The organism is Cohnella abietis, assembly GCF_004295585.1.
GTDB classification, from domain to species: Bacteria; Bacillota; Bacilli; order Paenibacillales; family Paenibacillaceae; genus Cohnella; species Cohnella abietis.
In genome coordinates, this window is record NZ_AP019400.1 from 2,169,309 (window position 1) to 2,190,733 (window position 21,425).

The 21,425-nt window shown below is 43.3% G+C and carries 35 protein-coding genes and 1 tRNA gene; 31 read left to right on the forward strand and 5 right to left on the reverse strand.

Features of this window, described 5'->3' with window-relative positions; translation table 11 throughout:
* Nucleotides 1-66: 66 nt before the first annotated feature.
* From KCTCHS21_RS09080 to KCTCHS21_RS31925, 3 genes are read left to right on the forward strand one after another with little or no spacing between them, the layout of a single operon-like run.
* Entirely contained in the window at nt 67-396 is a 330-nt protein-coding gene (locus KCTCHS21_RS09080) for a hypothetical protein (protein ID WP_130606972.1), read from the forward strand.
* Nucleotides 397-419: 23 nt separating this feature from the next.
* Entirely contained in the window at nt 420-758 is a 339-nt protein-coding gene (locus KCTCHS21_RS09085; RefSeq protein WP_130606974.1) for a hypothetical protein, read from the forward strand.
* 39 nt (nt 759-797) lie between these two features.
* Nucleotides 798-929, forward strand: a complete 132-nt coding sequence (locus KCTCHS21_RS31925; RefSeq protein ID WP_269472748.1) for a hypothetical protein — start codon at nt 798-800, stop codon at nt 927-929.
* A 79-nt stretch (nt 930-1,008) separates the two neighbouring features.
* On the opposite strand, the gene KCTCHS21_RS09090 is transcribed toward KCTCHS21_RS31925, so the two are convergent.
* The 4 genes from KCTCHS21_RS09090 to KCTCHS21_RS09105 all read right to left on the reverse strand — a co-directional run bounded on the left by KCTCHS21_RS09090 (nt 1,009) and on the right by KCTCHS21_RS09105 (nt 4,635).
* On the reverse strand, nt 1,009-1,584 hold the full coding sequence (locus tag KCTCHS21_RS09090; protein ID WP_130606976.1) for a GNAT family N-acetyltransferase: 576 nt from the start codon (nt 1,582-1,584) through the stop codon (nt 1,009-1,011).
* 86 nt (nt 1,585-1,670) lie between these two features.
* Nucleotides 1,671-1,747: transfer RNA gene (locus tag KCTCHS21_RS09095), tRNA-Arg, on the reverse strand.
* Nucleotides 1,748-1,893: 146 nt separating this feature from the next.
* Nucleotides 1,894-2,922 (reverse strand): stalk domain-containing protein, encoded by a 1,029-nt coding sequence (locus tag KCTCHS21_RS09100; RefSeq protein WP_162309298.1) that lies wholly within the window; start codon nt 2,920-2,922, stop codon nt 1,894-1,896.
* Between the two features lie 315 nt (nt 2,923-3,237).
* Nucleotides 3,238-4,635 carry a tyrosine-type recombinase/integrase gene (locus KCTCHS21_RS09105; RefSeq protein WP_130606980.1) on the reverse strand — a complete coding sequence of 466 codons (1,398 nt, stop codon included), beginning with the start codon at nt 4,633-4,635 and terminating at the stop codon, nt 3,238-3,240.
* A 131-nt stretch (nt 4,636-4,766) separates the two neighbouring features.
* On the opposite strand from KCTCHS21_RS09105, the gene KCTCHS21_RS09110 reads away from it, so the two are divergent.
* Entirely contained in the window at nt 4,767-5,093 is a 327-nt protein-coding gene (locus KCTCHS21_RS09110; RefSeq protein WP_232058227.1) for a LytTR family transcriptional regulator DNA-binding domain-containing protein, read from the forward strand.
* Between the two features lie 629 nt (nt 5,094-5,722).
* Here KCTCHS21_RS09110 and KCTCHS21_RS09115 read toward each other — a convergent pair.
* Nucleotides 5,723-6,076, reverse strand: coding sequence for a helix-turn-helix domain-containing protein (locus KCTCHS21_RS09115; protein ID WP_179952667.1), 354 nt, complete (start codon nt 6,074-6,076; stop codon nt 5,723-5,725).
* A 165-nt stretch (nt 6,077-6,241) separates the two neighbouring features.
* Here KCTCHS21_RS09115 and KCTCHS21_RS09120 point away from each other — a divergent pair, with 165 nt between their 5' ends.
* The 27 genes from KCTCHS21_RS09120 (at nt 6,242) to KCTCHS21_RS09260 (ending at nt 21,411) form a co-directional block, all read left to right on the forward strand.
* Nucleotides 6,242-6,460, forward strand: coding sequence for a hypothetical protein (locus KCTCHS21_RS09120; RefSeq protein ID WP_130606986.1), 219 nt, complete (start codon nt 6,242-6,244; stop codon nt 6,458-6,460).
* A 12-nt stretch (nt 6,461-6,472) separates the two neighbouring features.
* Nucleotides 6,473-6,730 carry an excisionase family DNA-binding protein gene (locus KCTCHS21_RS09125; RefSeq protein ID WP_130606988.1) on the forward strand — a complete coding sequence of 86 codons (258 nt, stop codon included), beginning with the start codon at nt 6,473-6,475 and terminating at the stop codon, nt 6,728-6,730.
* A gap of 129 nt (nt 6,731-6,859) precedes the next feature.
* Nucleotides 6,860-7,120: a helix-turn-helix domain-containing protein gene (locus tag KCTCHS21_RS09130; protein WP_130606990.1), complete on the forward strand. Its 261-nt coding sequence runs from the start codon at nt 6,860-6,862 to the stop codon at nt 7,118-7,120.
* Nucleotides 7,121-7,132: 12 nt separating this feature from the next.
* Entirely contained in the window at nt 7,133-7,393 is a 261-nt protein-coding gene (locus KCTCHS21_RS09135) for a hypothetical protein (protein WP_130606992.1), read from the forward strand.
* 221 nt (nt 7,394-7,614) lie between these two features.
* The gene (locus KCTCHS21_RS09140) at nt 7,615-7,794 is read left to right on the forward strand and encodes a hypothetical protein (protein WP_130606994.1); all 180 of its coding nucleotides are present in this window, start codon (nt 7,615-7,617) and stop codon (nt 7,792-7,794) included.
* A gap of 119 nt (nt 7,795-7,913) precedes the next feature.
* Entirely contained in the window at nt 7,914-8,915 is a 1,002-nt protein-coding gene (locus KCTCHS21_RS09145; protein ID WP_130606996.1) for a DUF4373 domain-containing protein, read from the forward strand.
* The gene (locus tag KCTCHS21_RS09150; RefSeq protein WP_130606998.1) at nt 8,896-9,204 is read left to right on the forward strand and encodes a hypothetical protein; all 309 of its coding nucleotides are present in this window, start codon (nt 8,896-8,898) and stop codon (nt 9,202-9,204) included. The genes KCTCHS21_RS09145 and KCTCHS21_RS09150 overlap by 20 nt, the downstream gene beginning before the upstream one ends.
* Complete coding sequence (locus KCTCHS21_RS09155) at nt 9,197-9,475, forward strand: hypothetical protein (protein WP_130607000.1); 279 nt, start codon at nt 9,197-9,199, stop codon at nt 9,473-9,475. Before KCTCHS21_RS09150 ends, KCTCHS21_RS09155 begins: the two co-directional genes overlap by 8 nt.
* Complete coding sequence (locus KCTCHS21_RS09160) at nt 9,441-9,749, forward strand: DNA-entry nuclease (RefSeq protein WP_130607002.1); 309 nt, start codon at nt 9,441-9,443, stop codon at nt 9,747-9,749. The genes KCTCHS21_RS09155 and KCTCHS21_RS09160 overlap by 35 nt, the downstream gene beginning before the upstream one ends.
* A complete protein-coding gene (locus KCTCHS21_RS09165; RefSeq protein WP_408621773.1) occupies nt 9,746-10,546 on the forward strand; it encodes a DNA adenine methylase in 801 nt (266 codons plus the stop codon). Before KCTCHS21_RS09160 ends, KCTCHS21_RS09165 begins: the two co-directional genes overlap by 4 nt.
* 58 nt (nt 10,547-10,604) lie before the next feature.
* On the forward strand, nt 10,605-10,952 hold the full coding sequence (locus KCTCHS21_RS09170; RefSeq protein WP_130607004.1) for an ASCH domain-containing protein: 348 nt from the start codon (nt 10,605-10,607) through the stop codon (nt 10,950-10,952).
* A gap of 26 nt (nt 10,953-10,978) precedes the next feature.
* A complete protein-coding gene (locus tag KCTCHS21_RS09175; RefSeq protein WP_130607006.1) occupies nt 10,979-11,665 on the forward strand; it encodes a hypothetical protein in 687 nt (228 codons plus the stop codon).
* Between the two features lies 1 nt (nt 11,666).
* A complete protein-coding gene (locus KCTCHS21_RS09180; RefSeq protein WP_130607008.1) occupies nt 11,667-12,173 on the forward strand; it encodes a hypothetical protein in 507 nt (168 codons plus the stop codon).
* Between the two features lie 23 nt (nt 12,174-12,196).
* A complete protein-coding gene (locus tag KCTCHS21_RS09185; RefSeq protein WP_130607010.1) occupies nt 12,197-12,517 on the forward strand; it encodes a hypothetical protein in 321 nt (106 codons plus the stop codon).
* 52 nt (nt 12,518-12,569) lie between these two features.
* Nucleotides 12,570-12,818: a hypothetical protein gene (locus KCTCHS21_RS09190; RefSeq protein WP_130607012.1), complete on the forward strand. Its 249-nt coding sequence runs from the start codon at nt 12,570-12,572 to the stop codon at nt 12,816-12,818.
* 24 nt (nt 12,819-12,842) lie between these two features.
* The gene (locus KCTCHS21_RS09195) at nt 12,843-13,070 is read left to right on the forward strand and encodes a hypothetical protein (RefSeq protein WP_162309299.1); all 228 of its coding nucleotides are present in this window, start codon (nt 12,843-12,845) and stop codon (nt 13,068-13,070) included.
* A gap of 34 nt (nt 13,071-13,104) precedes the next feature.
* Complete coding sequence (locus KCTCHS21_RS09200; protein ID WP_130607016.1) at nt 13,105-13,395, forward strand: hypothetical protein; 291 nt, start codon at nt 13,105-13,107, stop codon at nt 13,393-13,395.
* On the forward strand, nt 13,347-13,700 hold the full coding sequence (locus KCTCHS21_RS09205) for a BC1872 family protein (protein ID WP_130607018.1): 354 nt from the start codon (nt 13,347-13,349) through the stop codon (nt 13,698-13,700). Before KCTCHS21_RS09200 ends, KCTCHS21_RS09205 begins: the two co-directional genes overlap by 49 nt.
* Nucleotides 13,697-14,059 (forward strand): hypothetical protein, encoded by a 363-nt coding sequence (locus KCTCHS21_RS09210; RefSeq protein ID WP_130607020.1) that lies wholly within the window; start codon nt 13,697-13,699, stop codon nt 14,057-14,059. The genes KCTCHS21_RS09205 and KCTCHS21_RS09210 overlap by 4 nt, the downstream gene beginning before the upstream one ends.
* A complete protein-coding gene (locus KCTCHS21_RS09215) occupies nt 14,046-15,029 on the forward strand; it encodes a hypothetical protein (protein ID WP_130607022.1) in 984 nt (327 codons plus the stop codon). The genes KCTCHS21_RS09210 and KCTCHS21_RS09215 overlap by 14 nt, the downstream gene beginning before the upstream one ends.
* A complete protein-coding gene (locus KCTCHS21_RS09220) occupies nt 15,026-15,259 on the forward strand; it encodes a hypothetical protein (RefSeq protein ID WP_130607024.1) in 234 nt (77 codons plus the stop codon). The genes KCTCHS21_RS09215 and KCTCHS21_RS09220 overlap by 4 nt, the downstream gene beginning before the upstream one ends.
* A gap of 96 nt (nt 15,260-15,355) precedes the next feature.
* Nucleotides 15,356-15,712, forward strand: a complete 357-nt coding sequence (locus tag KCTCHS21_RS09225) for a hypothetical protein (protein ID WP_130607027.1) — start codon at nt 15,356-15,358, stop codon at nt 15,710-15,712.
* A 580-nt stretch (nt 15,713-16,292) separates the two neighbouring features.
* On the forward strand, nt 16,293-16,850 hold the full coding sequence (locus tag KCTCHS21_RS09235; RefSeq protein ID WP_130607031.1) for a site-specific integrase: 558 nt from the start codon (nt 16,293-16,295) through the stop codon (nt 16,848-16,850).
* A 690-nt stretch (nt 16,851-17,540) separates the two neighbouring features.
* The gene (locus KCTCHS21_RS09245; RefSeq protein ID WP_130607033.1) at nt 17,541-17,900 is read left to right on the forward strand and encodes a P27 family phage terminase small subunit; all 360 of its coding nucleotides are present in this window, start codon (nt 17,541-17,543) and stop codon (nt 17,898-17,900) included.
* Nucleotides 17,897-19,630: a terminase large subunit gene (locus KCTCHS21_RS09250; RefSeq protein ID WP_130607035.1), complete on the forward strand. Its 1,734-nt coding sequence runs from the start codon at nt 17,897-17,899 to the stop codon at nt 19,628-19,630. The genes KCTCHS21_RS09245 and KCTCHS21_RS09250 overlap by 4 nt, the downstream gene beginning before the upstream one ends.
* Complete coding sequence (locus KCTCHS21_RS09255) at nt 19,620-20,840, forward strand: phage portal protein (protein WP_130607037.1); 1,221 nt, start codon at nt 19,620-19,622, stop codon at nt 20,838-20,840. The genes KCTCHS21_RS09250 and KCTCHS21_RS09255 overlap by 11 nt, the downstream gene beginning before the upstream one ends.
* The gene (locus KCTCHS21_RS09260) at nt 20,830-21,411 is read left to right on the forward strand and encodes an HK97 family phage prohead protease (RefSeq protein ID WP_130607039.1); all 582 of its coding nucleotides are present in this window, start codon (nt 20,830-20,832) and stop codon (nt 21,409-21,411) included. The genes KCTCHS21_RS09255 and KCTCHS21_RS09260 overlap by 11 nt, the downstream gene beginning before the upstream one ends.
* Nucleotides 21,412-21,425 lie beyond the last annotated feature (14 nt).

The window sequence follows — 21,425 nt, forward strand, 5'->3', positions numbered from 1 at the left end:
TTGTCCGCAGGGAGAAAATACGTAAAGAGTAACGGTCACTACCGACGGAGGGAGAAAGCTAACAAAATGAACGATAACATTCAAGCTTATGATTCGGAGAAAAAAACTTATTATGTATCGGTTGGAGCGGGACAGGTGCTGGAGGATAAGGAGGCGGCAGCCTTCGAGCTATCGATTTATGCCAATGAGGCGGAGCTGGACAAGCTTAAGGAGCTATTCGAGGAAACTCAGGACGCTGATGAAGACGAGGCTTTTCATTTCAGTGGATTGCCAACGGTAAGTGACTCGCCAGAGAATGATACATACGATGCGTTAATTAGCGATATTTATCGGATGATCTATGAGCTTGGCACAGATGAAACAAAGCGACATATTGAAACGATGGATATTTTGTAAAAGTGGGGAGGCTGGATCATTAAATGGTGAACGTACGAGAAGCTCAATTTCGCAGAAGGCTGGATCGTGGAGGGCAATATTTTGCTGAAGTGGAGGTGTTCACTGATCATCATCGAGACCCGCAGCTGTTAGCTTACTTTCGTAATGGTTCCAAAGGTTCTTATTCACTCGTAAGACTAATAGCCAATAATGCCGACTATGAAATCGATTGGTTTGATAATAATCTACATTCCGCATTTGAAGATTTGACGAAGCCAGTATCCTCTTCTTCTGACCATATGGAGGCAGACGAACGGAATCAATTCGCTGCCCAAATATTGGATTTCCCTGGTGTGTCAGAGGCATTAGAAAGGAATTTGTAACAGATAAGAAAATTGCAAACCTGGGAGGTGAAAAAAGAGATGGCGGATAAATTTAAGAAAAACAAAGGAAATCAAATGGCGAAAAAAGGGGAAGAGTTCGTTGAGCAAACTTTAAAGAACAATACCTTTCATCCTGCACAGAACAGCCCGGCTAACCCTCATAATCGTTAGAGATCGCCTTAATTAACGAATAAGCTGCCATCTTTATAAGGGATAGCAGCTTATTTGTGCTGGCTGGCTTACTTGTTAATCAAGAGTTCAGCCACTTGACCATATGCCAGAAAGGCTTATGCCCTATGGTGATTTCCTTGTCGGCTTCATAGCCTAGCTTCAGGTAAAGGGAATGGGCGCTTTCATTATCTTTATCTACGTTAAGTGCAATTTTAGTGTAAAATCTATCGAATGCTCTTTGCTCGGCAGCAGATATAAGCTCTTTAGCGAAGCCTTTTCCTTGGTGCGCAGGATCGACCGCTAGAGCATCAATGTAGTATTCGTCTTTATCGGCCTCTTGGTCAATGATAATGGCAGCGTCACCGTTGGGACTTAATTGCTTCAAATGCTCAATTATAGGCTCGTTGAGCTGGTCTGCGTCGCTGCCATGGTAGCATAGGATCATACCAGCGGGCTTGTCCTCGATTTGTTTAACGAGTATGCATGACGAGCTGAAACGGTTGCCATCGGCCGCGATAAAGGCTTCTAACTGCTTGAGAACGTCGGGTTCAGTCGTTGCGCCAGTCAACTGATAGGCAATGTCCTGTATAGCTAATAAAATGAGTTTAGCAATAGGGGCAGTATCTTGGGTTGTTGCAGATTTAATTGTAGTCATAGGCTCACCTAAGCTTCTCTAAATTTGAAATAAAAAAACCGCCAAGCGGCGATTTACGACGGTTGACGGGCTCGTTTATAGAAATATGGCGTCCCAGGAGGGATTCGAACCCCCGACCGACGCCTTAGAAGGGCGTTGCTCTATCCAGCTGAGCTACTGAGACACGCGAGAACTAGCATAACATATTATTTTTCGATAAGCAAGGATTATAATTCCAAAATATATTTATTAAAAGAAAAAGGGCTGGATAATGCTCCAGCCCTCAATGCTTGTACCATAAGAAAGCATAAAAATTGCCGTTTATTTTAATTATTTAAGCTTGAAGTATGTGAGGTAATCATCTGAGTTATTGCTCGATTTGTTGTCTTTAGAAATAACGAGATAGTTCTCTGCATTCTTATAAATTGGGAGGATGAATTTACCAGAAGCGGAGAAACTAGCAGATTCCCCAACCTTTAATTTCCTTAAATCCGTTGCAGTGTCAGTCGCTCTACCGAGAGAGCCATCAAATCCGGAAGTATTGCCACCGATAATACTGCTTTTCTCAGTTGTTTTTACACCCCAGATGGAAGGTTTGAAATAAACATTTAAGTATTCATCTTTATTTGAAGATTTAACTAATTTTGCGTTGTTAGCAGAAAATTTAATTGTAACTAGTAGATAGTCAATGGCCGCGTTTGCTTCTGGTTTTCTGAAGCCCAATTCTTGGATTTTATCTCTCGTGATTGGCTCTGTTTTCGTAACCGTGTAGCTGTAGGTTACTGATGTTTTAATGAAATCTTTTTTATCATTGGACTCATAGGAGTAGCTATCATTGAAAGTAAGGGTTTTGCCGAATGGAACTGGCTTGTCAAATGAGCCTAAGTTTCCTGTGGATACTGGTGCGTTATCATCCGAGTTGTCGGAGCTTGAAGAGTTATTCGAACCACTGGAATTAGAGCCACCGGAATTGGAGCTGCCAGAATTGGAACCGCTATTGCTTGATCCGTTAGAACTATTTGATGTGTTATCTCCGTCTAAGTAAGGGATTCCGGATTGGTCGCCGCCGCTATTGATTGTAATAGTCGTCGTTTTTGGGTTCCAGTCAACTTCTGCACCGAGGGCTTCGGATACTGATTTAAGTGGAACGTATGTGGAGCCATTGTAGACAAGGGCTGATAAATTATTGCCTTTTGGGTCTTTTGGCTGCCAAGAAGAGCCATCTAGAACGAATTTAATATTTTTATTTAATGCTGCCGTAATATTCTGTATTCCATTTGATGCTGTAACTCCGACTGTCGTGAATACGAGTGAACACGCTAATAATGTTGATACGAAAACTGATTTCTTGATCTGCACAAGCACACATCCTGTTCGTTATATTTGACCCGCAGCATATTACAATATATACCATATTTCATCAATGTTAGGGGTCATTAGACCCAATATATCATTTGTTTCGACAAATTGGGAATAGATTTGGGCATTTTTCCCGTTTAAAGAATACCTTAAGATTTTGTCGAAAAGTGTAAAAAACAAAAAACACCCTATTACAAATAAGGTGTTTGAGTAAATATTAATGGAGCGGGTGAAGGGAATCGAACCCTCGCCTCAAGCTTGGGAATTTCGATTTCAACACCGGAATAACATGGGGCAAAGCCGTGGATACCTGATTTATATAGGTTTTTGCTTCTTCCTCTTTGGGTTAAATGGCGCTATCTGGGAAGAAACTGTAGAACCTTGTCCCCAATTTGTCCCCACCGTCACCAATGTCTGCGGATCAAATTTTTCGAAATGGTCAGCAACGGCGCGTCCCGCCTTATCTGTAAAGTGGGAATAAAACTCATCGGTTGTTTCGTTCGAGTCATGTCTAAGATGTCCTTGTATTAAACTGAGTGACACACCATCCTCAGCGAGTAGCGTGGCAGCCGTGTGGCGTAGTCCATGAAGTTTGATGTGGCGTAAGCCATGACTTTTAAGAAATCGTCTCCAGGTAGCTGTTGGTGTGTCGTGGTAATAAGGTTTCCCCGATCCACTGTGGAATACATATTGGTACTTGTCGTTCCCAAATTCATCCTGACCACCATACCACTCACCATTAGATACTTTTAGGCGTTCTTCGCGCCACGATAAATAAAAATCTGCTAGGTCACGCATAAACCATTTTGGCATCGCTACCCACTCTTCATTTTCTTCTTTTGTACCCCTCACCATCGGCTTTCCTTTTTCAGTCCACGCAATACTTCTGGATATGTAGAATCTATTTTTTGAAAAATCAACCATGTCCCATTCTAAAGCAACCAGTTCGCCACGTCTGTATCCTCCAAACATAGCTGCAAAGAAATACAACCTCCAGAGCTGCACGTAACGAAGCAAGGCAATCATAACTGTAATTGCTTCTTTTTCGCTATATACATCCTTCGCTTTCTTTTTGTTCTTTGGTACTTTTGGCGCTGCTATCGATTCAGATGGATCTTTTGTGATTACATTAAGGTCTACGGCAGCGCCCAGAATGGCTGTGAGCACCTTAAAGATAAATAACTGCGAACTAGGAGACAAGAGTATATCACGACCATCCTTGCGCGCCTCAGGGGTTGCTAGGTAGTTCTTGAACTCCAAGATGTGCAGCGGTGTTATCTCGCTCATATAGAGACGTTCAAAGAAAGGGTCAACGTGACTGTCTAAGCGCTCGGTATAACCCTTAAATGCTCGAGCCGAATATTTACTGGGCGCATATTCTTTCCGCCATAGCTTAGAAAATTCACTAAACTTCATTCTCTCCGGCTTTTTTTGAGTTTCTCCAGATTCTATTTCAATTTTGAAACGCGCCAGTTCCATATCTAAATGTTCTTGCAGTTTTTTTGCTGCTCGAACGATAGAGACATCATCCGACTCTTGGGCCACCTCTAAATTGCGGATATCTTTTAATAGTTTTGACGCTTTGATAAGGTTTGGATCTTCTATTTTGACCGTTTTCTTTTCTCTTTCTCTTCCCCCTAAGGCGTTAACCCCTAATTCAGCATAGAGCCTCCATGATAACAGTCCGCGCCTTTCGTAGCTCCCTTTAGCCAAATGGATCACACCTCTCGAATGTATGTTAAGTAAGAAATCCTATTTGTCATATTTTGCGTGATGATTCTCTGGATATATGCCCGTACAATTTGCTTAACATCATGCAAAGACAGCGAGGGAATATTGTGAAAATGATAGGCATTAAATTAGATGGAAGAACCGGAGAGGAATCCGATATTGTTGAGTTTAGGTTGTCGGAAGTTAATTACATAACGGTTCGCAGGGCCACAAAACATAATTTACAAATCCCTATTTACCATACACAATCAGATGCGTTGTTGCCTTTAAGGACGATCGGTGAAATGACAAGGGCATATGTGCAATATGGATTCATAGCTGCGGATAAGTCTAACATCGTAAACACAAGAAGGATTAAAAAAATGATCCAGGAACGAAAGGGTTCTTATATAGAGTTTATAGACGGAACAACAATACAAATTTCGAATCGAAGAAAATAGGTATTTAGTCCTGAAAAGTGACATTTCGCTGGTGGTATCTTGTCACTTTATGGCGACACTTATCGACAGACAAATTTATGCAAACGCTATATAATTGTCTTAATATACAAATGATGCGTTTTAGTTTTGTGGGAAGTACACATTATTATGTACTTTTTAGCTGAGAGCAGTTTATAAACTACTCCCTGCCTATCCCAACTACGCCCAAACGTATAAGTCATCAATATGGCAGCCTAAGAGTAATGCAAGCTTTCGTCCCTTCCTAACAGAAACAACCCTTCCATCTCTCATGTTTATGATGTCGGACAATTGTTGTTTACTTTGAGAAGATTTTTCAGCAAGCCATTCTTGAGACTTTTTTATTCGTTGGAGGTGTTCGGGGATACGGCAACGTACGGGATCATCACCCATATCGATGCCACCCTATTTAATTAATTTTACGAAACACGAACACTAGTTCCCAAATTTACAGCCACATGCTATCATGTATTTAACATATTTAAGGCGGCTGCATCACGATAAGGGAGATGAACGAATGGAGGACGAACTAACCATACTCGCTAAAACAGTCATAAATAAGACGAAACTAAACATTAGTGCGCTTGAGTACATACGGAAGGTTGATTCATTCATTTATCCTTCTTCGCTTGCGCCAACATCTCAATCATTTGCTTCATTGCAGCTAATACCACAGGATCGTCTCGAAGATTAACGCCATAATGCGACTCAGTTTCCATAATGACTCTATCAATTTCACTCGAAGGGAGCGCATATACACTTCCTTCCTTTTTTTCATTCCCTGTTATCCAATCAATGGATACTTCGTACAACTCCGAGAGAATCATTAAAGTTTCTAAGTCCGGTTCGCTCACCGAGTTTTCATAGCCGCTCAAAGTCTTATTATTTATGCCTGTCCTCTTTTTTACATCAACTTGTGTTAAATTTTTCCTCTCCCTTGCTGCCCTCAATCTTTTTGCTATCACAGAAAAACCTCCCAAGCGCTACCTAAGAACATTTTAACCGTTTCTTCGATTTTAAGAATTTATTTCTTAAAAAAATTGAATTATGTGTTGACTCTTAGAAATTAAGAATGTATTATTTGGTTATGGTTCTTAAAAACTAAGAGTTGGCGAGGTGATTGAATGAATATGAATCAATGTATCCGAAGCTTCATCGAGGACAATAAACTTACTTTTACTTTAGTATCTGATCGTTCAGGTATTAATATGAAAAAGTTTTCTCGCATGATGACTGGGAAGCAAAAAATTAGTACCGATGACTATGAAACGATTTGCCTTAAAGGGTTAAACATTTCTCCAGCATTTTTCTATGCGAAAAAGTTCTTAGAAACAAAGAATACAGCATGAGGAGGTTCATTTATGAACGAACAAATTTTTGAATATATCCGCCAAGAGGTAGCTCGTCAAGTTGCAGAAGCTACAAAGGTTAAACGAGCTACAATGTCCGCTGAAGAAGCTGCTGTTTATATCGGAGTTTCTATCGACTCCCTGATGTTGGATGTACACGCTAAGAAGGTTCCATTTGTAATGGTACGTCGTCGTTATTTGTTTACCCAGTCCGGTCTTGATGAGTGGATGTCCGAGCAAGCAAGAATTAACTCAGGACGCGCCTCCTAGATGATAAAAGGAAAGCCCACCCATACAGGGCAGGCAACATCAAGGGTGTGGGGTGTTGGGTACGACTTAATCATACAGTCAATGCACTGACAAAAGTATTCCAATATGGAATAAAGGGAGGGAACCAAGGTGAAATACGGCTCGATATTACAAGCTTGCAGAGAGCGAATGGGGTGGAGCCAGGAGGAACTAGCGCATAAATTACACTGCTCACAGAGCGACATCAGCAAGATCGAACACGACCGTAAAGGATTGGATCTAGATACCGTCATCGCATGGACAGAAGCCACAGCAGCCAAAGAGGTACTCGTAGCATTTATTTGCGGCATGGACGGCATTACGATCATGCAACAGTTGTTTCAAAACGTTGTGCAGATTGTAACTGGTTAAGGGGGTGGGAAATTGTTTCAGGGCGTAAATCACACACAGCGTGCTACTAGTCACATAGCTAGCGCCATTGAATTATTGAGGGAAGCGAAGTATAACCTGCTCAAATCGAAGAGTGTCCAGCATGTTCATTTAGCAATGAATCTTGGATCTCTTGAGGAAATCTACGGTAATTTGATGGACCCGGAAATCACGCCAGAAATTATGGAAGGAGTTGAGATTATTGGATTCGAAACTGATCTTGTTGTCAGTAAAGTTATTCCAATTAACGATTGAACTGAATCAAGTTGCTAGCCTTTTCGCTTCTCTTGAATATAGCGGTCCCACGAATTATCTTCATTTTTATCTGTGGAAAAGACATGGTAGACCCAAAATTTTATATCACGTAATAATCAATGTGCCCCAGAGGACTTCCCAGCAAGCTTCAGAGCAGAAGATTTCTTGGTTAATCAACCTCGTCAAGCACCTTATCGAGCTAGAGACGGAGGTGTCATGGAATGCCGAGACAAGAAATACAAGAGCGGATATCAGAGCTTCAAGTGATGAGATGGAGGCTTAGTACGTTCCCGGGCTATTCAGACCCTTCGGTCACTCCGGCCGCTATCGATCTTATTAATTCTGAGATATCTGAGCTACTCCTATTGTTGGATATCCAAGTATTCCGAAAGACGGCATAAAAAAACTCTTTGGATTAAGGCTCCAAAGAGGTCAGGCGTATTACAAAATTTTCTATCGCAATTATACCATATCGTTCGACCGATGGGAACAGGCTCCCAAACGGAGGGGGTGATTTCTTTTGAAAGAGGCCTATTATTTCTCGCATGACAGTAACGCACGGCACGACCCTAAAATCATCCCCATGCGCGGCGTTTATGGCTCAGCTGGATATGGTTGGTATTGGATACTCATAGAGATGATGCGTGAGGCTAATGGGTACAAATTAGACATCCAAGGCAAATACATTTGGAATGCATATGCACAGCAAATGGGATGCAATAGCCCGGAGGAAGCATGTAGTTTCATAAACGACTGTATTAACGAGTTCAATTTATTTTCGTCCGATGAACACTCATTTTGGTCTGAATCACTTATACGAAGGATGGGGAAGAGGGAGGAAGTAATTGAAAAACGGAAGCTCGCTGCTAACGCTAGGTGGAACAAAACGCAGGAAAAAGAGGCGTCAAATCAACCTGTCGGTGCAAATGGTATGCATATGCATGATTCTGACGATGCAAATGGAATGCAAGGAAAGGAAAGGAAAGTAAATGAAAGTAAAAGAAAAGAAAGGAAAGTAAAAAAAGAAGAAGTACCTACTCGGGAAACAAAGCGTTATCCCGAGGACTCGATTCCTTATCAGATAGCTTTATATCTTCACTCCAAAATAATGGTGCATGCAGCTGATTCTAGCGTCTCACACCTGATAGAACGATCTAACCTACAGAAGTGGGCGGACGATTGTCGCAAGCTGCTGGAGATAGACAAAGCCAAGGAAAACGTGATTAGAGATGTAATCGACTGGGCTACATCGGATGAGTTTTGGAAGAAGAACATACTCAGCGCTTCGAAGCTCAGAGAAAAATTCCAAGACCTTGCTATCAAGATGACCTTGGAACGGAAGCAACCCATGAGGTCTGCCGGGTCGTTTAAGTCAGTTAATAGCAGACCCAAGATGTCTGTCGTAAAGGACGATGGACAAGCCCCTCAGGTAACTCCTGAGGAACTAGAGAAGATGCTAGAACTAGCCAGAGAGCTTAAAGGGACAGGACAGGGGGCAAGAGATGGAATACCTACTCATTGACCCCAGACCCGACCTACCAGACACCAAGCAATGGCGACTACTATTCCTACACATCCCTCTGCTAGAGGACAAGCCTAAAGCCTGTAAGATTCACTTAATCCTTTGGTCCCTACGCTGCTACGGTATGATTCTAAAGCTTAATTCAAGCGGTTTCTTTTTCTCAGCAATCATAGATCCCAAACAAGGCTTTGATTCAGCCGATGAGTTCCGCGATATGAGAGATAGATTCCTTCGCCCTCACAGCGAAGAGATAGCATCACTCCTGCGAAAGGTGGCAGGCAATGAGTAACCGACATGTACACAACAGCGCACAAGAAGTATGGGAAAGCTACGAGTGGCTCATACGCCAACGACTAGAAGACCTTGATAACCTTTCGAGAGAAATGTTCAAGGACATGCGACTTGCGCGGATCAATACGAATGTCGCATATCACGTAATATCGCAATCTTTCGCGGATTTATGGGCGGAGGTTGCTGAGGAAAATAGAATAAGTGGCGAACAGCACCAAGTTAGGAGGGAGCGCCTTGCGAGAGACGAAGCAACGCAGAAAAGTTCTTGATGAAAACGATCGGATGGACGGAATTACGTTCGACAAGCTCGGACGCATGAACTATCATCCTGATTTTCATACGAATCATAAGTCTCGAATGTCGCTAGATGAAATTATCTACATGTGCAAGTATTACGAAATCGATGGCCCCAGAACAATATCGTTTGCAATCGGGCGCACTGAACATACCGTTATGAGCAAGGTATATCTCCTTCGTAAAGCAGGAAATTTCGAAAAATACAAATTTATGACCGACGATGAGTGGTTGGAGCTGATATCATGACATCCCGCATACTACACTACCCCGGCAGTAAGTGGTCAATGGCTGAGTGGATTATTAATTACTTTGTCCCACACGTCACGTACTTGGAAGTCTGCTTCGGCAGTGGCGCGGTACTCTTCACGAAAGAGCGCAGCCAGCTCGAGACGGTAAATGACATAAACGGGGGAATCGTTAATCTATTCAAGGTCATCCGAGATAGACCGGACGAGCTGGCACACGCAATCAGATTTACGCCACATAGCAGAGAAGAATATTACGATTCTTACGAAGAGTCCTCTGATGATCTAGAACGAGCTCGCCGCTTAGTCGTAAAGCTGTGGCAAGGCAGGGGGGGTAAAACGTCACACCGAACCGGATGGCGCAGCATGATAGAGCGCAATGGACCTCTGCCCGGTAAAGAATGGGTTCGATTCCCTGAAAAAATTGCCGAAGCCGCAGAACGACTTATAGGTGTTCAAATTGAATGCCAACCTGCAGCAAAATTGATAGAACGTTATAAGAGGTCGGACGTGCTCATTTATGCAGATCCGCCTTACCTACTTTCAACCAGGACAACGAGTAGTTATGAGTGCGAAATGTCGAACGGAGATCATGAGGAATTGCTCGAACTGCTGGATGCTCATCCGGGCCCAGTGCTGCTGTCTGGATATACACACCCGATGTATGATAGCCGCTTGAAGCATTGGAACCGAGAAACAAAGGTGGCCAAAGCCGAAAACGGAGCAACGAGAACCGAAGTCCTTTGGATCAACCCAATAGCAGCAGAACATACCGGGAGGCAATTAACTCTGTGGTAACGAGAAAATCGACGAGAATTGTTCCAAAAATTATTTCCAGAGAGGAAGGAATAGAAGAATGAAAGGACTCATCATAAAACCGAATTGGGCTGACTTGATTCTCTCGGGAAAAAAGACCTGGGAAATACGCGGGAGTAACACAAAGATTCGAGGCACTATAGCGTTAATCAAAAGTGGTACAGGTATGATTTTCGGCACAGCAGTTCTGACGAAGAGTTTCCACGTTACTCAGACGGCACTTGATCAAGGATTCCGAAATCACCGTATACCTGAAACAGTAGAAATAACCTACGAGAAACCGCATGTGTGGGAGTTGACTGCAGTAAAGAGATTTGAAGAACCCATACCATACACCCACCCAAAAGGCGCAGTCATATGGGTTAACCTGCCGGATGAATTATTTTAACCCCCATATAAGGAGATGAAGGATAGATGTCAGTAGAAACGGTACTCATGAAATGCGTTAACTCCGAGTGCGGTGATACTTGGAAAACAGGAAATATCAAACTTTCGGAACACGAATACCAGTTAATCGATCCGAATTGCGATAAGTGCGGTACATCTGGATTTATTGAAGAGTTTCTCAAAGTGATTGAAGAGACTCCCATGAATGAGATAAAGAGGTTAGTAGAAGAAGCGAAGTCCATATACTCAGCTTGGAACTGGGACATGATAGAAGCTGAAATGGGAAGCAGTCATGATCGTGGAGCATTCCGCGAATTGGTCACCATGTATACGAAGATGGTTAAACATATCGAATCCCCATCCAATCAGGGAGAAGCTACAAGGCTGCGTGAGGCATTGACAGAAGTTTTCAACCTCTTAGAGGAGCATCAACCTGACTGGTACTTGGGCGGACATTACAGACGGATGAAGGCAGCCCTCTCCTCCCATACAGAGGATACAGGGATACAAAAGGTACGAACAACCGATGAAGGAGAAGTCGCCGAATACATCATGGACAGCTTAAAGAAAAACGGCTTCAACGGAACTACGTTGGAAATGATCGATCTGGATGAAGAACCAATTGATCGTCTATATGCCGGAAGAATAACTATAGTATTCGATTTCCCAGATCCGAACGCCATACCAGGCATTAACACTGAGGAGGGGCAGTAACATGATGTGGTCCTTATCTAATAGAGCGGACACAAAAGCTAGGTTAATAGCAGACAGGCACTATAACCGTCAAAAGATAGGATCACGTCAATTTGTCCCACCTGGTAGATGCTTGGTCCTGTACACGGATAATGACAAAGGCAGAGCATTTTGGGTAACTTCATTCCCATTCGCTGAGTACGTTAAGCATGAGTGGGCTGGCGCGTGGATATGCTCTGCTTTTCGAAACGAAGGAGCTGGTACAGCTTCGGAAATGATCACACAGGCGATTGCGGCAACTCGTGCACACTTCGGAGATCCGCCAGAGCTCGGAATGATAACCTTCATTGATCGAAAAAAGGTCAAGCCCACGATTGTTCGTGGCAAAGAGATATGGGGATGGACATGGATAAAGGCGGGATTTAAGCAAGTAGGGGAAACGAAGGGCGGTCTACTAGCCTTTCAACTACTTCCTGCTAACATGCCGCAGTCCCAGCAAGCTATAGGCACACAGCAACATTTATTCTAATACCACTGAGGGGGATAAAGGACATGATTAAACTGATCGAGGTTAGCGGTGAAGATCGAAAGTTCAAAACACCGATATGGATTCCTGCTGATGTTGTTGTACGAGACAATGGCGGAGGAACAGCACAGTTGAAGATTACGAATATTCCGGGGTGGATCACCGTAGCAGAATCCCCCGAAGAAGTAACCCGCAAGATACTAGAGTTTAAGTTGGCTATGGTGCGGTATGAGGCATCATCGTATGCGGCGTATGAGCACATAGCCACGGAAGAGTTGGTACATCCTTATGCACCACCATTGGATCAAGTGCTAATACTCAAGGGACTAGCTGGTCTAGAGGGATAGAGTCTATCTGGCGTAGTAGACACATTAAGCGTAATAGAAGGGGGCTGCAAACTTGGCTTATAAAAAACCGATTTGTGAATGCGGGGAAGAACTCTTATTTGAAGTTGAAGAAGTTCAAGTCGTTCAATATGAGATTCTCAAGAACGGATTTGTAGCAAAACGCCCCTTTCACAAAGGAATCCACGGGGACAACAATTGGGGCGTTCTCGTTTGCAACACCTGTCGCAAGCAATATGAATTTAATAGATCGTTTGTAGGTAAGGATAAATTTAAGATGCTTCGAGATGAAGAGATTTCATGACGCAGCACAAAGATCAGCAAAGGAGTGAAGACCTTGAGAAGATATGAATGTCTTGAAAGTTTTTATATCGACAAGAAGGACGACAACGGTTTTTCTACCGATTCTGAAATCGTGATTGAGGCTGGCGGTGTATGGACTGACAGTGAAGAAGAGTATCGTTTCGTCGGTGGGGAAGTTCGCCTTGAAACTGCTGATGGCTTGTGGATTGAGCTTCCGAGACGAATGGTCAACCAGTATTTCAAGGAACAGTGATGAACATATCAAAGATAGCAAAGGAGGGATAGGCATGGATAGCGGGACAGTAACCCAAGTGACCAAACCTAAAGTACAGAGAGCGTGGAATGACTACCAACGTGTAAACAAGACTCGTAAACTCCACCTGTGTGCGATGACTGGTAAAGTCATACCGATAGGATCAAGCTGCTGGCACTATACAGGAGAGTTCGAGGGAGATTTTCAGTCATGGTACTGCACGGACGAGGCGAAAGCCTTTGCTGATACCTACGACAATGGTGAAGGAAGCTGGGAATGCCAAGAGATTGGCGAAGCAATGCGGGAGAAGGGATTGATATCATGACCCAACAATATACACGTGATCAGATACTGGCTATGGAGCCAAAGGAATTGAGCATTGCAGTTGCCGTTGAAGTAATGAGATTCGAACCAGGAACAGTCACGCTCGGAGGATGGAATCCAGCAGAGGACATATCCGCAGCATGGGAAGTTTTAGAAAAATTCGAGGATTATGGCGTATTATTTACGCAAACAAGAGCTTATTACTGTTTTATCCAAACAACGAAACAGAGATATCAATCATCAAGCTGCTTAACAGCCCCCGAAGCCATATGTAAAGCTGCTCTATTGGCGGTGATGGAGCTATGACCCAACCTAATATTACCGCAGTCTATAAACTTGAGGAAACAGGCAGCCAGACGATGGGGTTCGCATCCATGGAAAGATACTTCCTAAATCAAAAGGATGCTGTAAAAGCTTTTATATCAAAGATAAAAGAGTACCGAAAAAGTGAGGATTTGGCTTCTAAAAAAGATTTGGACGGGAAAAAGCCTATCAAGATTACAGAGAATCCCAAGTCATTCGGTGGTCACAAAGTAATAAAAGAGGCTTGGGCGTCAGTGTGGGACTCCTACACGATCCCTGAAGAAGGAACAGAATGGGAAATCGGTTCGTTAAGACTTCAAGTCCTTGAAATAAAGCTGGAGGTATCTCATGACCCAACCTAAAGGAATGATAATCGGCGTAGTCGGACACGGAGGCAATTCTATGGTTCAAGCGATGTTATCCATGGCACAGGAATCTATTAATAGAAGGGAAGAGGATCCGTTGACCCAAACTAATGAGCAGTTAAAGAAATACGAAGTATTATGCCTACTACACATCTACAACGGATTATCAACAACAGTGTCAAAACGCTTAATAACGGTAGAGGCTGAAAGCGAGGAATCAGTCGGAAATTTCGCGAGCGAGAAAATGCGGCTTGAGTATAAAAGTAGTGTGGATTGGAGTTTAAGCGGCGTTACCATTATGTCCATAAAAGAAATTGTACCCAATGAGCAACTAGACCACGAAAAGAAGCTGGCAGAGATAAAATCATACGATGATTCTTGGTGGCTGCGGTATTTGGAGGAAAAAACAATCTTCGATGCAGACAACATAAAAGCTCATAAGCAATGGTTAATCGAAGAAGTTGATCGGCTGCTGGAAGAGAACAAACGACTAAGTGATCTATTGAAAATGAAAGAAACTAATTTCTCTGATGAGGAAGTAAGCGAACACGATTTCACAATGCAACAATTACACATTGAGTCAAAGCGAGTTAGAGAAGAAAACAAGAAACTTCACTCCCGAATCCAAAAGAAAATTCGCAGCATTGATAATTTACAAAAAGACTATGAATACCTACGTGCAGAGCTAACAGTCGAACAAAAGAAGAATATAAACCTTAGCATAGCGTATGGGAAACAATCTGATCATTTAGAACAGGTAATGCAAGAACGGGAAAAAGCAGAGAACAATTTAACTGACGCCCTAAACTCAATCATGCATTCAGACAAAGAATTAGAACAGCTTAAGGCAGAACTATCCGCAAAGGATAAGGTACTGGATCTTCTGTCCAGTTACCTACCCGGGTCGGACGGTGACATTATCCGTACCATCCTATCTCAATATACCAAAGGAGATACATCCAAATGAGCAATCTTAGTGCCACAGTATCTATTGTAGGTAACTCTATATCGATCAAGTCCGATTCAAAGCTTATAGCAATGCCAGCAAATGACTGGGTCAGCCTCGCAGAACGAGCGCACCTAGCAGAGTGGAAGCTCCAACAAATAAAAAATCTTGTCGGACCCATCGAACTAAACGAGCCAATCAATGAAATAGTCCTTAAGATATCAAAGATACTCCCTATCATTAGGGGATAAGGAAAACCCCCGAACCTATGCTGGGGAGCCGGTCGGGGGAACGTATATTCCTACACACCAATTATATCATAAAAGGGTGTGGGGAGCGTGGGTATCTTGCAGCTTGAATTTTACGAAGAGGCAACAGCGGAAGAGGTCAAACAGGCCAAGTCGCTTTTAACTAGGTACAGACGGCATAAGGATCTGATCGCGGAGCTTGAAAAGATAAATGATCTTGCTCCAAAGCAGAAAAAGGCGTACAATGCGTTTTTAGCAGCTAATCAAGCGGTGGAACGAGCTGTAAGGCTTGTTGTAGATCAAGAGATTAAGAAAGCTATCCATATGCGCTATATCGATGGATTTCGTCGTAAAGATGTAGTGACACACTATCGGTTCCTTGATCCATCGACAGTCGATCGCCGCATTAACCGCGGTATCGAATCGGTAGCGAATAGCCTCAAATTCTTCGAATAGTTCGCACCAATAGCGCTTTCGAAAAAGTAGAGGGAATAAAGGAATAAAAATGCGTGTAAAGTGCGCGTTTCATGCTTGTAGGTCGCTTCTCATATGCACGTTTTATAGGGGTACAGTTGAATCAATAGAGGGAAACCTCAGGCGATTCCGCTGTGCCTTTTTGATTTTGCGGACCCGGTCATGCGGTGGGTTGTAGACAACCTTAGGCGCTAGTCGCCAAGCGTGTGGAGATGGGGCTGGGTTTGAGACCCGGTAGGCGATAAATGATCGCTTGCGCTGAAGGTGACTTGTCCCTTCTTCTCTGTTTCGGCACGTCCGAAGTGGAGCAGAGGAGATAAACGTTATGGAGTCCTGCGGGACTCTTTTTTGATTCTAACAAATAGGAGTTGAGTCCGTTGGTTAACAGGAGTAAACGTAAAAAAGATGGCGGACTCAACCTATACAGAGACCGCAAGATGTCATTCCCTGAAAAACCGCCAGAGAAGTGTGTCGGTTGTCCGTATGGAAGATGGCAAGATACAACGCATTATTGCCTGTGGGTTAATTGTCCAAAAGAGAAACCACCCGCGGAGGTGGTCACATGAACTTTGTCCAACCAATCCGAGACCCACTACTGATATCTGAAGTTAAACAGTATTACAGGATTAGGTCGGATAGAGACTACATGCTTTTTGTGTTTGGGGTTAACATCGGTTTGCGAATCTCAGATATTCTTCCTCGTAGAGTAAGGGACGTTCGTGGTCGAACGCATATACTCCTGCGGGAAAAGAAGACAGGGAAGCAAAAGCTAATGGCTATTAACAACAAGCTCCAGAAAGAATTGAAAAAGTATATCGAAGGAAAAGCAGACGACGAGTATTTGTTCCCATCTAGACAGAAAGATAAGCACGGCTTACAGAAACCGATTGGCCGTGAGCAAGCTTATAAGATTTTGCGGAAGGCAGCTGACGAATTTAATATTGATCAGTTTGGCACACATACGCTGCGGAAGACATGGGGATACAATGCCTATGAACAAGGTATGACACTTGCTGAGATTAAAGATGTTTTCAACCATTCAACTGAGGCTATGACGAGCAGGTATATTGGCTTAACCCAAGACTCCATCGACTCTAAAGTGAGGAAGATTTGGGTGTGAGTTACACATAATTACTGACCATGTAACTCAATGGGGTTAAGATGGGGAATCCCTTACTGGGCGTGGGAAAGAACGTTAATCCCAATGCAACAGAATATAAGATATGGGTAACTCGTATTTTATGCATTATATACATTTTCGTTCGATATCGTAATTGTTTCGAATAGTTTTCATGCCTTTATTGATATGGCTTGCGAGGGAATTTCCAGTTGATAAACGGTATGTATACTTATGCATAGAGAGGGGGGTTGATAGGATGACTCATCCATTTTACTTATCGGCAACTTGAAAGAGGAAGAGGTCATGTATATTAAGGCGCGATGAGTACAGGTGCCAGCAGAGTAAACGGTATGGTAAAACCTTGGCTGCCACAACGGTACATCACATCTATCCACTGGAACTTTATCCAGAGCTGGCGCTGGTTGACTGGAATCTAGTGTCCCTCAGTCACAAGTGGCACAACGCTATGCATGATCGTGTAACACATGAGATAACTGCTCTTGGATTGACTTGGCAAGAGCGCGTTCGAGAAAAATTCGAAAAATGGGAATTGTCGAGAATTTAACAGAATTTTTGAGGATGAGGATACCCCCCCATTCTTTTTTTATTTTTTTGAAAATCTTAATACCGGCTGGGGGAGCTTTTTCCAATAGTGCGAGTCGTGGGAAATTTTTTTTGGGGGGTGGTGGAATGAGTGCTATAAACAAGGAAATTGATAAGGATGCCATTAAGCGAGCTACAATTCGCGATATGAAGGCGCTCCGAATTTATAAAAAGCAATATGATCGCATCATCGACATTTATGCGGAGTTGGTCACGCAATACAATAGGCTCACTGATGATTTCGCAGACAGTGGATATCAGGTCGAATCCGAAACCGCACAAGGCGGAGCTAAGAAGTCTCCCATCGTTGCAACGCTGGAAACATTACGAAAAGATATTCTGGCATATTCAGACAGATTGTGCCTTAATCCTAAATCGCTCGAAACGGTAACGGCTGAGAAAACAGAAACATCCAAGCTTGCCGCTTTGGTTAACAAACGAAGATGAAGCCGGATAAGAATTATTTTGTTGTCATGGAATATGCAGTTAGCATTGCGGATGGGAGAAAAGCCGCTTGTGAAGAGTTGATCGAGGGCGCGAATAGATTTTTAGGAGACCTCGAATCAGATTTATATGATTTTAACCCTGCAGATGCTGAATACGTGATCGAAATAATAGAAACGACCTTCGTCCACGAAAAGGGAGAACGTTTAGATGGTACACCGTTAAGGGGAACGCCGTTCCTGTTAGAACCATGGCAAAAGTTCATTATTTATAACTTGCTTGGATTTTTCCTCAAAGGTAGCATTTTGCGCAGATTCCAAGAGGCATTCTTGTACGTTCCGCGCAAAAATGGGAAAACCCCTTTTTCTGCTGCATTAGCATGGGCGTTGGCGCTCCTGAGCATCAAGTCCAGTTCAACGATTTATATTGTGGGAGCAGCACTACGCCAGGCGCTTCAAAGCTTTGGTTTCATCTTATACAATCTTCGACAAATGGGCGAAGAGAAGAATTTTAGAATTCTAGACAACAATCAGAATCACAGCATTTCAGGGGATTTCGGCGAAGGGTCGCTGCACATTGAAGCATTGGCCGCCAACCCCGATGCACAAGATTCGTTGAATTGTAACTACGCCATTGCGGATGAACTTCATGCGTATACGAAGGCGAAGCAATATAACATCATCAAGGAGGCGATGAAAGCCTATGCGAACAAGTTAATGATCGGCATTACCACGGCTGGAGACGACATGACAAGCTTCTGTTACCAACGCCTCCAATATTGCAAAAAGATTTTGAAGAAGACGGTAACAGCAGAGCACTATTTTGTGTTTATCTGCAAAGCAGATCAGGACGAAAAGGGTGATGTGAAATATACATCTGCCATTGAACATGAAAAGGCAAACCCTAATTATGGGGTAAGCATTCGTCCTGCGGATATTATGAAAGAAGCAGAAGAAGCGCATAACGATCCCCAGCAGCGCAAAGATTTTTTATCCAAGTCACTAAATATTTATACATCTGTTACACGGGCTTATTTCAATCTTGATGAATTTAAGGCGAGTGACAAAAAGTATAAGTGGACTTTGGAAGAGTTGTCTAAGTTGCCTATCCACTGGTACGGCGGTGCGGATTTATCGAAGGTACACGATCTTACAGCTGCTGCGCTTTACGGCAATTACAACGGCGTTGACATTGCGATAACGCACGCTTGGTTCCCAAGAGTTGCAGCCCATACCAAGGCGGAGGATGACGGTATACCTTTGTTCGGATGGGAAGAGGATGGTTGGTTAGATATGTGCAATACACCAACTATTAATTACGATGACGTTATTAAATGGTTCGTCAATATGCGGGACATGGGATTCCGCATTCGAGAAATCGGCTTTGATCGAAAGTTTGCCCGCGAATTTTTCTTGGGAATGAAGAAGAAAAAATTCAGGGTGATCGATTTGCCTCAGCTCTATTTCTTGAAAAGCGAAGGATTTCGACGCATTGAAAAATATGTGAAGGACGGTAATTTTTATTACCTTCATTCTCAAGCATTTGAATATTGCGTAGCGAATGTTCACGCGATAGAAAAAACGGATGATGCCGTTATGTACGAAAAAGTATTGCCCGATCATCGTATCGACATATTTGACGCTACTGTTTTTGCCAGCATGAAATATCTTGCCAGCATCGGCGAAATCAAAACAGACGTCCAAAAATACCTGAATGGAGGAGATGGCGATTAGCAAGAGGAAGCGACGAGGTAAGGTCAACACACGAGCTGCGCCGGAATCGCAGGTAGGTTGGTTTTTGACCTCTGACGCTCACGATACGCTTTGTGTGCCAGGATATACACGGCTGTCACAAAACCCTGAAGTTAGAATGGCTGTCGATAAGATTGCTGATTTGATTAGCAGTATGACGATCCATTTAATGATGAACACAGCAGACGGAGATGTGCGTGTTAAAAACGAGCTAAGCCGGAAGCTGGACGTAAACCCCTATAGCCTGATGACACGTAAAGCGTGGTTGTACAACATTGTATATACCATGTTGCTGGATGGTGACGGAAACAGCGTTGTGTACCCGAGTGTGTCAAACGGGATGATCGACGAGATGATTCCACTTAAACCATCGGGTGTAAGTTTTGTGGATACTGACCGAGCTTATCAAGTCCATTATCAAGGAAATATTTACGACTATGATGAGGTACTACACTTCACCATTAACCCTGATCCTGAACGACCTTGGATTGGAACGGGTTATCGGGTAGTGCTGCGAGACATTATTGACAATTTAAAGCAGGCTTCCAAAACTAAAAACAGCTTTATGTCTGACAAGTGGAAGCCTTCACTGATTATCAAGGTTGATGCCGCAACTGCGGATTTCGACAATGAAGAAGATCGGGATAAGCTGCTAAACCGTTATGTTTCAGACACTGGCGGCGGTAAGCCTTGGGTCATTCCAGCCGACTTGCTTGATGTGGTGCAAATTAAGCCGCTATCTCTTAATGACTTAGCGATAAATGAGACGGTACAGCTCGATAAAAGGACGGTTGCGGCCATGATTGGCGTACCGCCTTTTTTTGTTGGGGTGGGCGAGTTCAAAAAGGATGAATACAACGCCTTTGTAGATAGCCGGATACTTCCTCTTGCCCAAGGGATACAGCAGGAAATGACACGGAAATTACTGTTTAGCCCGGACTATTTCATTCGGTTAAACCACAGGACGCTGTATTCTTACAATTTGATGGATCTAGTTACAGCTGGTACTGCACTCGTAGATCGTAATACATTGCGTCGCAATGAATTGCGCGACTGGATTAGCATGAGTCCAGATGCAGAAATGAACGAACTGATTGTTCTCGAAAATTATCTGCCGGCCGACCTCCTTGGAGAGCAGAACAAGCTCAAAAATATCAAAAAAGGGTTGAGTGAAGGGGGTGATGACGATTAGTAGAGATCTGCAGCAAAAGCGTAGTTTGAAGACGGAACTGAAGACGCGATCCGAGCCTGAAGGCAACGATTTATTTATTGAAGGTTATTTCGCAGTTTTCAACCGTGAAACCGAATTGTGGCCAGGAGCGCATGAAGAACTTGCTCCAGAATCATTTAACACTACATTGACCAATGACATTAGGGCGTTGATCAATCACGACACCATGTTTGTGTTAGGTCGCAATAAATCAGGCACGTTGGAGCTAAAAGTAGACGAGCACGGTCTTTGGGGGAGGGTGCGCATCAACTCCAAGGATAGCGACGCCATGAACCTGTACGAGCGCGTGAGGCGGGGGGACGTGGATCAATGTTCGTTCGGATTCAACATTGTTCGCGAAGAAACAGAATGGCGGGAAGATGGAACCGTCAAATGGATGATTCGCGAAATTGATTTGCACGAAGTGTCGGTTGTTACTTATCCCCAGTATGAAGAAACAGGTGTCCAAGCGCGTAAGGCTGACGTGGCACAGCATCGTTCCCGTCAGCTCCTTCAGCGCAAACAAAATGTGAAAGCGAGGTTGAAAAAATAATGTCTTTAAAACAA